Annotated in this window: 14 protein-coding genes and 1 tRNA gene; 10 read left to right on the top strand and 5 right to left on the bottom strand. The window is 62.9% G+C overall.

Annotated features, from left to right (window positions below):
- Positions 1 to 132 precede the first annotated feature (132 nt).
- Positions 133 to 564: an OsmC family protein gene (locus QEG70_RS03205; protein WP_308719324.1), complete on the top strand. Its 432-nt coding sequence runs from the start codon at positions 133 to 135 to the stop codon at positions 562 to 564.
- Positions 565 to 583: 19 nt separating this feature from the next.
- Here the strand turns inward: QEG70_RS03205 and aroC are convergent, their stop codons facing one another.
- Positions 584 to 1,657 carry a chorismate synthase gene (gene aroC, locus QEG70_RS03200; RefSeq protein WP_308719323.1) on the bottom strand — a complete coding sequence of 358 codons (1,074 nt, stop codon included), beginning with the start codon at positions 1,655 to 1,657 and terminating at the stop codon, positions 584 to 586.
- A 19-nt stretch (positions 1,658 to 1,676) separates the two neighbouring features.
- A complete protein-coding gene (gene fabI, locus QEG70_RS03195) occupies positions 1,677 to 2,516 on the bottom strand; it encodes an enoyl-ACP reductase FabI (RefSeq protein ID WP_308719322.1) in 840 nt (279 codons plus the stop codon).
- A 198-nt stretch (positions 2,517 to 2,714) separates the two neighbouring features.
- On the opposite strand from fabI, the gene pdxH reads away from it, so the two are divergent.
- From pdxH to QEG70_RS03155, 8 genes are all read left to right on the top strand, one after another.
- Positions 2,715 to 3,320, top strand: coding sequence for a pyridoxamine 5'-phosphate oxidase (pdxH, locus tag QEG70_RS03190; RefSeq protein ID WP_308719321.1), 606 nt, complete (start codon positions 2,715 to 2,717; stop codon positions 3,318 to 3,320).
- 84 nt (positions 3,321 to 3,404) lie between these two features.
- Positions 3,405 to 4,286 carry a universal stress protein gene (locus QEG70_RS03185; protein ID WP_308719320.1) on the top strand — a complete coding sequence of 294 codons (882 nt, stop codon included), beginning with the start codon at positions 3,405 to 3,407 and terminating at the stop codon, positions 4,284 to 4,286.
- 165 nt (positions 4,287 to 4,451) lie between these two features.
- On the top strand, positions 4,452 to 5,156 hold the full coding sequence (locus QEG70_RS03180; RefSeq protein ID WP_308719319.1) for a phosphoadenylyl-sulfate reductase: 705 nt from the start codon (positions 4,452 to 4,454) through the stop codon (positions 5,154 to 5,156).
- A gap of 78 nt (positions 5,157 to 5,234) precedes the next feature.
- Entirely contained in the window at positions 5,235 to 6,029 is a 795-nt protein-coding gene (gene cysD, locus QEG70_RS03175; RefSeq protein ID WP_308719318.1) for a sulfate adenylyltransferase subunit CysD, read from the top strand.
- Positions 6,030 to 6,053: 24 nt separating this feature from the next.
- Positions 6,054 to 7,940, top strand: a complete 1,887-nt coding sequence (gene cysC, locus QEG70_RS03170; RefSeq protein WP_308719317.1) for an adenylyl-sulfate kinase — start codon at positions 6,054 to 6,056, stop codon at positions 7,938 to 7,940.
- Between the two features lie 147 nt (positions 7,941 to 8,087).
- Positions 8,088 to 8,414, top strand: a complete 327-nt coding sequence (locus QEG70_RS03165) for a DUF2849 domain-containing protein (protein ID WP_308719316.1) — start codon at positions 8,088 to 8,090, stop codon at positions 8,412 to 8,414.
- Positions 8,404 to 10,092 (top strand): nitrite/sulfite reductase, encoded by a 1,689-nt coding sequence (locus tag QEG70_RS03160; protein WP_308719315.1) that lies wholly within the window; start codon positions 8,404 to 8,406, stop codon positions 10,090 to 10,092. Before QEG70_RS03165 ends, QEG70_RS03160 begins: the two co-directional genes overlap by 11 nt.
- Positions 10,079 to 10,570 (top strand): DUF934 domain-containing protein, encoded by a 492-nt coding sequence (locus QEG70_RS03155; protein ID WP_308719314.1) that lies wholly within the window; start codon positions 10,079 to 10,081, stop codon positions 10,568 to 10,570. The genes QEG70_RS03160 and QEG70_RS03155 overlap by 14 nt, the downstream gene beginning before the upstream one ends.
- 166 nt (positions 10,571 to 10,736) lie before the next feature.
- Here QEG70_RS03155 and pgmG read toward each other — a convergent pair whose 3' ends face one another.
- The 3 genes from pgmG to QEG70_RS03140 form a co-directional block, all read right to left on the bottom strand.
- Positions 10,737 to 12,146, bottom strand: coding sequence for a phosphoglucomutase/phosphomannomutase PgmG (gene pgmG, locus QEG70_RS03150; protein WP_308719313.1), 1,410 nt, complete (start codon positions 12,144 to 12,146; stop codon positions 10,737 to 10,739).
- A complete protein-coding gene (gene galU / locus QEG70_RS03145; RefSeq protein ID WP_374762533.1) occupies positions 12,143 to 13,012 on the bottom strand; it encodes a UTP--glucose-1-phosphate uridylyltransferase GalU in 870 nt (289 codons plus the stop codon). Before galU ends, pgmG begins: the two co-directional genes overlap by 4 nt.
- 412 nt (positions 13,013 to 13,424) lie before the next feature.
- Positions 13,425 to 13,510 (bottom strand) — tRNA-Leu (locus QEG70_RS03140).
- A gap of 60 nt (positions 13,511 to 13,570) precedes the next feature.
- Between QEG70_RS03140 and lipB the strand changes: the two genes are divergently transcribed.
- Positions 13,571 to 14,263: a lipoyl(octanoyl) transferase LipB gene (gene lipB / locus QEG70_RS03135; RefSeq protein WP_308719312.1), complete on the top strand. Its 693-nt coding sequence runs from the start codon at positions 13,571 to 13,573 to the stop codon at positions 14,261 to 14,263.
- The last annotated feature ends 4 nt before the right edge of the window (positions 14,264 to 14,267 follow it).

Here is a 14,267-nt window from a genome sequence, read left to right as displayed (position 1 = left end):
GACCCAACCGGTGGCAAATGCATCGTGATGCAACTTTGGGGCCACGGGCCGGTTGCCCAGTGCTAGGGATAACCGTCACCCCCGGGTGCCGGATGCGCCCATGATGCAACTGCATGAAGGACTTGAAGCACAATGGCGATTACGAAATTTGCGACGGCCCACTGGTCAGGCGGCCTGAAGGACGGCAAGGGCGAAATCTCGACCCAGAGCGGTGTGCTGAAAAGCCAGCCCTACGGCTTCAACACCCGCTTCGAGGACAAGCCCGGCACCAATCCCGAGGAACTGCTTGGCGCGGCCCACGCGGCGTGCTTTGCCATGGCGCTGTCCGGCATTCTTGGCGGTGCGGGCCTTACGGCGAAGTCGCTCGATGCAAAATCCGAGATTGTGCTCGACAAGCAGGGCGAAGGCTTTGCCATCACCCATGCCATACTGACGCTGGAAGCCGAGATTCCGGGCGCTGACGAAGCCCAGTTCAAGGAACTGGCCGAGAAGGCGAAGGCGGGCTGCCCGGTGTCGAAGCTGTTCAACGCGACCATTACGCTGGACGCGAAGCTTAAAGGCTGAACAGCCTGTGGTGGGGAGCCTAGCTTCCCACCTGCCCCCGGTGGCGCAGCAGGTGATCGGCCAGCACGCAGGCCATCATCGCCTCGCCCACCGGCACGGCGCGGATGCCAACACAGGGGTCATGCCGCCCCTTTGTCATCACGTCCACATTCTCCCCTTCCCGCGTAACCGAGGGAACGGGTGTCAGAATCGAACTGGTGGGCTTGACCGCAAACCGGGCCACCAGCGGCTGCCCGGTTGAAATGCCGCCCAGCACCCCGCCCGCATGGTTGGATGCAAAACGGAGCCTGCCCTCTTCCATGCGCATGGGGTCGGCATTTTCCTCGCCCGTCAGGCTGGCTGCGGCAAAGCCTTCGCCAATTTCAACGCCCTTGACGGCATTGATGCTCATCAGTGCCATGGCCAAATCCGAATCAAGCTTGCCATAGATCGGCGCGCCCAGCCCCGCCGGCACGCCCTCGGCCACTACCTCGATCACGGCACCGATGGAAGACCCCTTCTTGCGGATATCGGCCAGGTAATCTTCCCAAACGGGCAGCGCCTGCGCATCGGGGCAGAAAAGTGGATTGGCATTGACCAGATCCCAGTCCAGCCGCGCGCGGTCGATGCCGTGCGGGCCGACCTGCACCATGGCGCCCCGAATGCGCACGCCCGCGCCAAGCACCTTGCGCGCCACGGCGCCTGCGGCAACGCGCATGGCCGTTTCGCGGGCCGAAGAACGGCCCCCGCCACGATAGTCACGGATGCCGTATTTGGTGTCATACGCCACATCGGCATGGCCGGGTCGGTAGCGGGTGGCGATGTCGCCATAATCACGCGAGCGCTGGTCGGTATTGCGGATCAGCAGCGAGATGGGCGTGCCGGTTGTCTGCCCCTCGAACACGCCGGACAGGATCTCGACCTGATCGGCCTCCTGGCGCTGGGTGGTGAATTTTGACTGCCCCGGCCTGCGCCGGTCCAGCCAGGGCTGGATATCGCCTACATCCAGCGGGATGCGCGGCGGGCAGCCATCAATCACGCAGCCAATGGCAGGGCCATGGCTTTCCCCCCAGGTGGTGACGCGAAACATGTGGCCGAAGGTGTTGTACGACATGAGGGCAGACTTCCCGCGATCAGTTACCCGCGACCGTAATGTCCGGTGCGGTGGGGTTCTTCATGCCGACAATGTGGTAGCCGGAATCAACGTGATGGATCTCGCCCGTCACACCGCCCGACAGGTCGGAGAGCATGTACAGCCCCGCACCACCCACTTCCTCAAGCGACACATTGCGCTCGAGCGGGGAGTTGTACTGGTTCCACTTCAGGATGTAGCGGAAATCGCCGATGCCGTTGGCCGCCAGCGTCATGACGGGGCCTGCCGAGATACCGTTGACGCGGATGCCATCCCCGCCAAGGTCAACCGCCATGTAGCGCACCGAAGCCTCGAGTGCCGCCTTGGCAACGCCCATCACGTTGTAATGCGGCATCACGCGCTCTGCACCCAGATAGGTGAGCGTGAGCAGCGAGCCGTTCGGGTTCATGATGGCGGCAGCCCTGCGGGCAACGGCGGTGAAGGAATAGCACGAAATGTCCATCGCCTTGAGGAAGGCGTCACGCGGGGTATCGACATAACGCCCGCGCAGGAACTGCTTGTCCGCCCAGCCAATGGCGTGAACGAGAAAATCGATCTTGCCCCATGCCTTCTCGATGGCGGCGAAGGTTTCGTCCATCGCGGCATCATCGGTCACGTCGCAGGGCAGCACCAGCGTCGAGCCCACGGTCTCGGCCAGCGGGCGCACGCGCTTGCCCAGCGCCTCGCCCTGATAGGTGAAGGCCAGCTCGCCCCCCTGCTCGGCCACGGCGCGCGCGATGCCCCAGGCAATGGAGCGGTCATTCGCAACACCCATGACAAGGCCCCGCTTGCCTTTCATCATTGAACCCTTGATGGCGATTTTGGGCGCGCCGTCTGACATGCTGCTATCCTTAAACTGGTAAATGACGGATGAAATTTTCGGCCTCGTGGTTGCACAAGCTGCCGTTTCGGACAAGATGCCGAATGCTCTAATTGTAGCTAATATTTGTCACACGGTAACTTACCTTATGTTTCCATATGTTTCGCATCCCGTCGCCCGGCCAGGTGGCAGGCGCGAAACGCCCAGCGGACGGAGCCCATGACCTCACCCCTGATCGACCTCGCCGCCGACCCGTTCGACCTGTTCACGGCCTGGATGGCGGATGCCACGGCCCATGAACCCAACGACCCCAACGCCATGGCGCTGGCCACCGCCACCGCCGAAGGGCGCCCCTCGGTGCGGATGATCCTGCTCAAGGGCGCCGACCGGCGGGACTTCGTGTTCTACACCAATCTCAACAGCCGCAAGGCAGCCGAGCTGAAGGCCAACCCGCACGCCGCCCTGCTGTTTCACTGGAAGAGCATCCGCCGCCAGATCCGTATCGAAGGGCCGGTCGAACCCGTCACCCCGGCTGAGGCCGATGCCTATTTTGCCAGCCGCAGCAGGATTTCACGGCTTGGCGCGATTGCCTCAAACCAGTCGCACCCGCTCGCTGACCGCGCCGTGTTTGAAAAGGCGGTGGCGGACCTCGAGGCCCGCTACCCCGACCCCGACGCCGTCATTCCCCGCCCCGCCAACTGGAGTGGCTTCCGCCTTGTGCCCCGGCACTTCGAGTTCTGGCAGGATCGCCCCTACCGCCTGCATGACCGCGCCGTGTGGGACCGCACGCCCGACGGGTGGCAGACCGAGCGCCTTTATCCCTGAGGGCAGAACTTAAGGCCGCCTGATCCGTTTTGTTCGGTAACGGGTGTCTGCAACGCCACCCAAACGGATCAGGAGGCTCATCAGATGTGTGTGCGTAGGATATTGCTGCCGCTCGGTGGCGCAAGCCACGCGCAGAGTGCGCTGCATGTGGGTGGCGTGATTGCGCGTATGTTCGATGCGCATCTTGCCGTGCTGCATGTCGGCACCGACATGCAGGAAGTCGGCCCGCTGGTGGGCGAAGGCATGTCCGGCGTAATGGTGCAGGACATGATCTCCACCGCGCTGAAGGAAAGTTCCGAGCGCCTGCATGAGGTGCGCGGCCTGTTCGATGCCTTTACGCGGCGTGAGAACATTCCCGTCGTGGCGGTGGACTCCCCCCTTTCGCCGGGTAACATGCATGCGCTTTCGGCCAGTTTCATTGCCCATAGCGGGCATACGCGCAGCGTGGTGTCGTTTCAGGCGCGGCTGTCCGATATCGTGGTGCTGCGCCAGCCCAACCCGGAAGGCGATGTCTCATCATCCGAGACCCTGCACGCCATCCTGTTTGAAAGCGGGCGCGGGGTCATCATTGCCCCGCCTGTAGCACCGCCAACCATCGGTAAGCGCATCTGCATTGGCTGGAATGGTACGTCGGAGGCTGCATCGGCTATCCATCATGCCCTGCCCCTGCTGCGCCGGGCGGAGGCGGTATGCATTCTCTACAGCCCCGCCTACCAGCGCCCCGGGCCGGAGGCGCGGCATGTGCGCTCTTTCCTCTCGCTGCATGGCATCGAGGCCAATATTCACGAATTCGGGAGTGATACACGCCCCGTGGGCGAGGAAATGCTCGCCGCAGCCCATGATTTCAATGCCGACATGCTGGTAATGGGGGCCTATTCCCACTCCCGCCTGCGCCAGATGATCCTGGGTGGGGTGACGCGCCATATGCTTGAAAACAGCGATATCGTGGTGCTCATGAGCCGTTAGCCGTGGTTTCGCGCCCCCGGAGCTGCCATGCCGGGGGGACATATATGAAATACGCATCAGAATACGTATAAATTATGCCTTTCCCTTGATTTTACACTCCGCCAGGAGTAGGTGTGGCGTGAAAAGAACGCTATGGCCTAGTGTAAATCGGGTGCGGGGAACATTATGCGTATCGATGCGGATATTGTGGCTGAACTGAAGCAGGCTGGCGAAAACGCATCCGACGTGCTGCGTGTCGCCCTGACGCGGCTGCGCGGCCGGATCGCGCTGGTGTCCTCCTTCGGGGCGGAGTCTGCTGTGATGCTGGCCCTTGCGGCTGAAATCGATCCTGCCGTGCCGGTCCTGTTCCTTGAAACGGGGCAGCACTTCCCCGAGACACTGGCCTACCGCCACGAACTCGCCCGCGTGCTGGGCCTGAGCGATGTGCGCGACCTGCACCCCAACCCTGAACAGCTTGAAAAGCGCGACCCCACGGCGGAACTCTGGGCCTTTGACCCCGATGCCTGCTGCGCTCTGCGCAAGGTCGAGCCGCTGGATGAGGCCATGATCCCGTTCGATGCGTGGATTACGGGGCGCAAGCGCACGCAGGCGGCTACACGGCAGGGCCTGCCCGTGATCGAGGATGCACCGGGCGGCAAGATCAAGCTCAACCCCCTCATTGCCTGGACGCCGCGCGAACTTGATGCCGAGATGACGCGCCGCAACCTGCCGCGCCACCCGCTTACGCTGCGCGGTTATCCTTCCATCGGGTGTGCGCCATGCACGCGCCCCGTGGGCGAAGGAGCCGACCCGCGTGCGGGCCGCTGGGCAGGCAAGGCCAAGACCGAATGCGGCATACACATGCGCAAGCCAGCCAGTCAGGGCGCATGATTTCCTTTTCCGCCGCCCCCGCGCCGGGGTGCGCGGTTTCTCCCGTTTTCTTTCCTGTTACGGAAGGTCTGTAATTCCATGGACGATCTCGACCAACTCGAGGCCCAGAGCATCTTCATTCTGCGTGAAGCCTATCGCAAGCTGAAGCCGCTGGCGATGCTGTGGTCGCTGGGCAAGGACTCAAACGTCATGCTCTGGCTGGCGCGCAAGGCCTTCCTCGGGCGCGTGCCGTTTCCGGTCATGCATGTCGATACCGGCAAGAAATTCCCGGAAATGTACAAATTCCGCGATGAATATACCAAGAAGTGGAACCTCGAGCTGCTGCTCGGCGACTGCCCGCCAGTTGAGGAAATCGACCCCACCCTGCCGCCTGCCGCCCGTTCCGCCGCGCGCAAGACCGCAGGCCTTGCCGCGATGATCGACAAATACAAGCTGGCAGGCGTGATCGCGGGCATCCGGCGCGATGAACAGGCCACCCGTGCGAAGGAGCGCGTGTTCAGCCCGCGAGGCTCGGGCCACAAATGGGATGTGCGCAACCAGCCCCCTGAATTCTGGGACCAGTACGCCACCCCGCACGAGGCGGGCGTGCATGTGCGTGTGCATCCCCTGCTGTCATGGCGCGAGATCGACATCTGGCGTTATATCGAGCGTGAGGGCATTCCGCTGGTTGACCTCTATTTCTCCAAGGAGGGCAAGCGCTACCGCTCGCTGGGCGATCAGGACATTACCAGCCCGATCGAGAGCGATGCCTCGACCGTGGCCGAGGTGATTGCCGAGCTTGAAACCTCGCGCACATCCGAGCGCGCAGGCCGCGCCATGGATCATGAATCCGAGGATGCCTTCGAGCGCCTGCGCGTGGCCGGCTACCTCTGAGCGGACAGGACGGAGTTACAGACAATGAATACAATCCCGACCCCTGCCCCGCAGGATGCCGCAACCCCCATCGTGATCGTGGGCCATGTCGATCATGGCAAGTCCACCCTGATCGGTCGCCTGCTGTATGATACCGACAGCCTGCCCGAAGGGCGCGTGGCGCAGATCATCGAGTCCAGCAAGAAGCGCGGGCTGACGGTTGAATGGAGCTTCCTGCTCGACAGCCTGCAGATCGAGCGCGACCAGGGTGTGACGGTTGATTCCACGCGCATTCCCTTCAAGCTGGGCAACCGCCAGTTCGTGATCGTGGATGCGCCGGGCCACCGCCAGTTCCTGCGCAACATGATTACGGGCGCCGCCGATGCCGAGGCCGCCGTGCTGGTGGTTGACGCCAATGAGGGCGCGCAGGAGCAGACCCGCCGCCATGCCATGCTGCTGCGCCTGATCGGCATCCGGCATGTGATCGTGTTCATGAACAAGGTCGATATCTTCAACTACGACCAGAAGAAGGTCGAGGCCGCCGAGCGCGACATCACCAAGCTGCTGCACCAGCTTGAAATCGAGCCGACCGTGTTCGTGCCCGCATCCGCGCGCGAGGGCGACAACATGGCCTCGCGCTCGGACAAGATGCCGTGGTACAAGGGCCCGACCCTGACCGAGGCGCTTGCCGCCGTCCCTGCCCCCTCGTCACGCGCCGACCTGCCGCTGCGCCTGCCGGTGCAGGATGTCTACCGCTTTGACACCAAGCGCATCGTGGTGGGCCGCATCGAGCGCGGGCGCATCCGCGTGGGTGATGAGGTGGTCATTGGCGTGCATGGCGCAAAAGCGCGCATCGCCAGTATTGAAAGCTGGCACACCGCCCCGCAGGTGGCAGCCATCGCGGGCCAGTCCGTGGCCGTAACGCTTGAGCCGGACGTGATCCCCGACCGGGGTGACTTCCTGTTCCCTGCCAACCACGCGCCGCTGCGGGCTGCGCGCATCCGTACGCGCCTGTTCTGGCTGCGCCAGGAGCCGCTGCGCGTGGGCGAGAGCTTCAGGCTGCGCCTTGCCACGGCCGAGCATCAGGTCACCGTAGCGGCCATTGATTCGGTCGTGCGGCTTGAAGACCTGACCGAACACCCTGCCGAGGAAGTGCCGCCCGAGGGCTTTGCCGAGATTACGCTGGCCGTGTCGGAAACCATGCTGTTCGACCCGTTCGTGCCCGGCACGGCTGACGGGCGTGGCGTGCTGGTGGACCGCAACCAGCAGATCGTGGGTGGCGCGCCGCTGATCGGGGTGGCCGAGAGCGTTGCAGGCCGCAACGCCATCCACCCCACCGGCAGCGCCGTCTCGCTGTGGGACCGTGCGCAGGCCAAGGGCCACCGTGGCGGCGTGTTCTGGATGACCGGCCTGCCGGGTGCGGGCAAGAGCACGCTGGCGCGTGAGGCGGAGAACCGCCTGTTTGCCCGTGGCATCGACGTGTCGGTGCTCGATGGCGATACGCTGCGCGCTGGCCTGTGCTCGGACCTCGGCTTCTCGGAGGCCGACCGGCGTGAAAACGTGCGCCGTGCCGCAGCTGTCGCCCGCATCCTGGCCGAGAGTGGGCAGGTCGTGATCGTGGCGCTGATCTCGCCCACCGTGGCAGACCGTGAACTGGCGCGGCAGATCGTGGGTGAGGGTTTCCATGAAATCTTCATCGACACGCCACAGGCCACCTGCGAGCAGCGCGACCCCAAGGGGCTGTATGCCGCCGCCCGTGCGGGCAAGATCGAGGGCTTTACGGGCGTGGATGCGCCTTACGAAGCCCCGGCGAAGCCCGATCTGCGGGTCGGGACCACCGATGCAACGCGTGACGAGACAGCCGCCCGGCTTGCGACTTACATCACGGATGCCATCCGTCTCGATGCTGCATCACGGCGCCAGACATCCTGAATGCTGCAACCGGCATGCCCTGTTGCAGGCATGCCGGTATTGCATTACCGGATTTGAAAAAATGGGTGTGCGGGCCTTGGTCGTGCACCCATTTACAGCAGTTTAAGGCAGTTACATGCCCGTTGCCTGAAAGGGATCGGTTCAGAAGTGGATGTCAGGAACAACCGCCGGGACATGACCGGCGCCAGCGTCATTACCGCCAACCGGCTGCTTGATGGCCGTATCGTGTGGCTTGCGCCGCAGGGCTGGTCGGAGGCGATCGGCCAGGCCCGCGTGTTTGACAATGCAGCGGTGGAAGACGCCATAAAGCAGGCCAGGGCGGCGGATACGAACACCGTGGTGGGCATTTATGGCGTGCAGCTTGACCCTGATGCCACGCAGATCACCCCGCTGACCGTGCGCGAGCGCATCCGCGCCTTCGGGCCGACCGTGCACCCTGATTTCGCCCCCGTGGAGACGCCCCATGTCCACTGACACCGCAACCCTGCCGGTTGGCCGGTACGCCTATGATGAGGTGGACCGCACCTTCCTGTCGCAGCGCGTGGCCCAGTTCCGCGAGCAGGTGGGCCGCCGCGTGGCGGGCGACCTGACCGAGGACGAATTCAAGCCCCTGCGCCTGATGAACGGCCTGTACCTGCAACTGCATGCCTACATGCTGCGCGTGGCCGTGCCCTATGGCATGATGGGGTCGGACCAGATGCGCGAACTCGCGCATATCGCCCGCACCTATGACCGCGATTACGGTCACTTCACCACGCGCCAGAACATCCAGTTCAATTGGATCCGGCTGGAAGATACGCCCGACATCCTCGAGCGGCTGGCGGGCGTGAACATGCATGCCATCCAGACCAGCGGCAACTGCATCCGCAACGTCACCTGTGACGAATTTGCCGGTGCCGCCGCTGATGAACTGCTCGATCCGCGCATCCACGCCGAGATCTTGCGCCAGTGGTCCACGCTGCACCCGGAATTCTCGTTCCTGCCGCGCAAGTTCAAGATCGCCATCAGTGGCAGCCCGTATGACCGCGTGGCTGCCCGGTTCCATGATATCGGCCTCGTCGCCCATCCCGGCCCGGACGGGCGGCCAGTGTTCGATGTGTTCGTAGGCGGCGGGCTTGGCCGCACGCCCATCATTGGCGTTAAACTGCGTGACAACCTTCCCGAGGAAGACCTGCTGGCCTACCTTGAGGCCGTGGTGCGCGTGTATAACGCCTATGGGCGGCGCGACAACATGTACAAGGCACGGATCAAGATCCTTGTGCAGGCGCTGGGCGTGGAGCAGTTCCGCGAGAAGGTCGATGCCGAATTCGCCCAGATGAACCGCGCGGATTACCGGCTGGACCCCGCCATTGTGGAAGGCATTCGCGCCCGCTTCGGCATCCCTGCCCTGGATGCGCCAGCTGACGCGGCACAGACGCTCGAGGCCGACCGCAAGGCCGATGCCCGCTTTGACCGCTGGGTGCGCACCAACACCCATGCCCACCGGCATGAAGGCTTCATCAGCGCGGTCGTTTCCATCAAGCCCGATGGTGGCATTCCCGGCGATGTCACCGCCGACCAGATGGACCTGATCGCGGCGCTGGCCGATGAGTTTTCGTTTGGCGAGATCCGTGTCACCCACATGCAGAACGTGGTGCTTGGCCATGTGCGCAAGGACCGGCTGCGCGACCTTTGGCTCAGGCTTGACGGTGCCGGGCTGGGCACGCCCAATATCGGGCTGGTTGGTGATATCATCGCCTGCCCCGGCCTAGATTACTGTGCGCTGGCCAATGCGCGCTCCATCCCCATTGCCCAGAAGCTGAGCGCGCGCTTCGCCAACCCCGAACTGCAGGAAAACATCGGCACCCTGCGCATCAACATCTCGGGCTGCATCAATGCCTGTGGGCATCACCATGCGGGCCATATCGGCATTCTGGGCGTGGACAAGCGCGGCGAGGAGTTTTTCCAGCTTACCCTCGGCGGCTCGGCGCAAAATGACGTGGCCATTGGCCAGATCATCGGCCCGGCCCTGCCGGAGGATGAAACGGTTGATGCCATCGCCCGGTTGATCGACACCTACCTTGTGCTTCGCAACGAAGGCGAGGCATTTATCGATACCTACCGGCGCCTTGGCGCCGCCAGCTTCAAGGATGCCGTCTATGCCCCTGCTTGAAAATGGTCATGTGACCGAAGACCGCTGGGCGCAGGCCATTGCAGGCGAAGCCCTGCCCGCAGGTGCCGTGATCGTGCCGCTTGACCGGCTGGAGGAAGGGCTGGCCCGCCCGAAGGATGCGCCGCTTGGGGTTACCATCGGGCCGGATGTGGACGTGGCTGTGCTGCGCCCTGCCCTGCCCCGTCTGGCGCTGGTCGCGGTGAGCTTCCCCACGTTTCGCGATGGGCGGGCATTTACGCAGGCGCGCGCCCTGCGCGAGCATCTGTCCTTTACCGGCGAGATCCGGGCCACCGGCACGCCGCTGCCCGACCAGTATGAGTTCCTGCTCCGCTGTGGCGTGACCACCGTGCAGACCGACCGGGCGGAAGACGTGGCGGTGTGGCAGCAGGCGCATGAAATCATTTCCATCGCCTACCAGCCTTCCGTGCTGCATGAGCGCGCGCAGGGGCTGGGTCTGCGTCGTTTTCTGGGCAAATAAGGAACTGTTTAAAAATAAATCTTTGATAAGAAAGAAAAGTTTTTGGGCGTCGTCTTTTTTCAAAAAGGCGACGTCTTTCAAAGCTTCTTGAAAAAAGCTTCACCAAAAACTTTTATTATTTCAGGCTGTTTCAAACAGTCTTTAGCCGTTCGCCCGGCAGCATTGATTAATGCAGGGCGGGCGTGCCTGAAAAATCGGGCGCGCGAAGGCCGGATGCTTCCAGTTGTGCTGTGATCGCGGTCTTCAGCCGTTCCAGTCCGGCAGCACTCGTGCCTTCCGCCCGGGCGACAAGAACCGCCTGCGTGTTGGAGGCGCGGAGCAGCCACCAGCCATCCGGCGTGGTGACGCGTACGCCATCAATGGTGGAGACGCATGCCCCGCTGCGTTCCAGCCGGGCGGCGACTTCGGCAATTACCGTGAATTTGCGGGTATCGGCGCAGGCAAAACGCAGTTCAGGGGTGGAAATGGCAGTGGGCAGGTCCCGCCGCACATCCGAAAGCGGGCGCCTGAGACGCGAGACAATGCCCAGCAGGCGGAGTGCTGCGTAGAGCCCGTCATCAAATCCGTACCAGCGATCGGCAAAAAAGAAATGACCTGACATTTCGCCTGCCAGCGGTGCGCCGGTCTCGGCCATTTTCATCTTGATGGGGGAATGCCCGCTCTTCCACATCAGCGGCGTGCCGCCAGCGCGGTCAATCTCGTCAAACAGCACCTGGCTTGCCTTGACATCGGCAATGACCGTGGCCCCCGCATGGTCGCGCAGGATGTCACGCGCCAGAATAACCAGAAGCTGGTCTGCCCACAGCACGGTGCCGGTATTGTCCACCACGCCAAGACGGTCGGCATCGCCATCAAAGGCCAGGCCCAGATCAGCCCCCTCTTCCCTCACGGTCGCAATAAGCTGCTCAAGGTTGGCCAGAACGGTCGGGTCAGGGTGATGGGCGGGAAACGTGCCGTCAATTTCAGTATTGAGAATGCGGTGCCGGCCCGGCAGTCTTTTCACCAGTAGCGACAGGATTTCGCCCGCGGCACCATTGCCGCTGTCCCACACCACATTGAGGGGGCGGTCCGTGCCGTCCCAGTCGCGCAGCAGGCGCTCTACATAGGCGGGAATCACGTTTACATCGCGCGTGGTGCCGGTGGTCTCGGCCACGACATCGCCGCCTGCGGCCAGTCGGCCCAGTTCGCGGATCTGTTCACCAAAAAATGGTCTGTTGCCGAGCACCATCTTGAAGCCGTTATGGTCGGGCGGGTTATGGCTGCCTGTTACCATAATCGCGCCGTCGGCCCCCAGCGTGGTCGCGGCAAAATAGAGCATCGGCGTGGGGCCACGCCCGATGCGCAGCACGGTCATGCCAGACGCCATGGCCCCTGCCCCGAGCGCATGCTCAAGGGCGGGGGATGACAGGCGTCCGTCATAACCGACAACGACGGTCGAGCCGCCAGCCCGTGCCACCATGGAGCCGAAGGTGCGGCCGATGGCATAGGCGTCGTCCTGCGTCAGGCTTTCGCCCACAACCCCACGGATGTCGTATTCCCGCAGGCTTGTGGGATCGAAATGGTGCCTGAAGCTCATTTATACTTTTTGAGGAATTCCCGCACGTCGCCCGCCAGGTCCTCGCGTGCGAGGGCGAAGGCGATCTGCGCCTCAAGGAAGCCCGGCTTGCTGCCGCAATCGAAGCGCTTGCCTTCGTAGCGGTAACCGTGGAACGGCACGTGGCCAATGGTCTTGGCCATGGCGTCGGTCAGCTGCACTTCGCCGCCTGCACCCTTTTCGAGCTTGGCAAGGTGCTTGAGCACGTCTGCCGTCAGCACGTAGCGACCAATGACCGACAGGGTCGAGGGCGCGTCCTTGGGGTCGGGCTTTTCAACCAGGCCCTTGACTTCAACCGTCTTGCCATCATCCGCGCCAATGTCGAGGATGCCATAGTTGCCGGTCTGCTCGCGGGGCACTTCGGTCACGGCCAGCACGTTGCCGCCGGTCTTGTTGTAGACTTCAACCAGCTGGCCGATGCAGGACTTCTCGCTCTGCACCACGTCATCGGGCAGCAGGATGGCGAACGGGTCGTTGCCAATGAACTCACGCGCACACCAGATGGCATGGCCAAGGCCAAGCGGCTCCTGCTGGCGCACGGACACCATGGACCCCGGGGTTACGCGCGTGGCTTCGAGCGCCTTCAGTGCGGAGGCCTTTTTGCGGGCCTTCAGCGTGTCTTCAAGCTCATAGGAAATATCGAAATAGTCGATCAGGGAATCTTTGCCCCGGCTGGACACGAGGCAGAATTCCTCGATCCCGGCTTCACGCGCTTCGTCGATGGCGTACTGGATCAGCGGGCGATCGACGACGGTGAGCATTTCCTTGGGCACGCACTTGGTTGCGGGCAGGAAACGGGTGCCAAGGCCGGCAACCGGCAATACGGCTTTTTTAAGGGGCTTAATCACTAATATTTACCTCAAGATGCATAGCAGAAGCAGGCAATCCCGGCTGACCACCCATTTATAATGATGACAGGGATCAGGGTGTTGCCAGATGTGTAAGGATATAGCGTGCTTCATCAGGACCAAACATGATTTAAATCACTATTGCCATGCCTCGTCGCCAATGATGGCGCAATCGACATCATTTGTAACATGCTGGCCAGTCCGGGTTGCTGCTCTGCGGGGTGTGTCATCCTGCTGTAGAGTGGCGCATTCAATGAGGAATAATTATGACTTTTTCATGACATGATCCCAAACGCCCTTCCCGCCAGGGCGTTGCAGGGAGCAGGCAATTTAAATTCCGCGCACGCAGAAACACACCTGCCCCCGTGGGGGTGATGTGTCTGTTTTGCATCAATTTTCAGGAGAAAATCAGTGGTGCGGCCAAGAAGACTCGAACTTCCACGGGGTTGCCCCCACAAGCACCTCAAGCTTGCGCGTCTACCATTCCGCCATGGCCGCAACGTGACAACGAGCATCGAGTGAGCGATACCGTCATGACGATGAATGGGCGTATAGCTGATGAAAGACGAACGGGCAATGACCGAAAATGAATTTTTATGGGATAAAGCGTCACAACAGGTGCCCTACCCCACCGCATTGGCTCAAATGGAGGCCCAGGCCCGCGGAATTCGGGCAGGCACCGCCCCCGAGCGTGTGTGGTTGCTCGAACATCCTCCCACCTACACCGCCGGAACCTCGGCGAAGGATTCGGACCTGTTTAACCCGCGCGGCTACCCGACCTACCCGGCCGGGCGTGGCGGGCAGTGGACCTATCATGGCCCAGGGCAGCGCGTGGCCTATGCCATGCTCGACCTGACCCGCCCGCGCGCCATGGTGCCCCCGCGTGACCTGCGGGCCTATGTTCATGCGCTGGAGGAATGGATCATCCGCACCCTCTCCCGCTTTGGCGTGGCGGGCGAGCGCCGGGCGGATCGTATTGGCGTGTGGGTGGTCGACCCCGCCACGGGGCGGGAGGAAAAGATCGCGGCGATTGGCGTGCGCGTCTCACGCTGGGTGAGCTGGCACGGAATCGCGATCAATGTTGACCCCGATCTGAGCGATTTTGGCGGAATCGTGCCCTGCGGCATCAGCGAATACGGCGTGACCAGCCTGGCGAAGCTGGGCAGGCGGGTGTGCATGGAGGACGTGGATGCCGCCCTGGCCGAAACATGGGAATCCTGTCTCGGCCCGATTCGCGGCGCGCGGGAGTAAAGCC

This window comes from Komagataeibacter xylinus (assembly GCF_031081985.1).
Classification (GTDB): domain Bacteria; phylum Pseudomonadota; class Alphaproteobacteria; order Acetobacterales; family Acetobacteraceae; genus Komagataeibacter; species Komagataeibacter xylinus_E.
The sequence above is the reverse complement of the archived record's forward strand: the minus strand, read 5'-3'. Positions and strand labels throughout refer to the sequence as shown.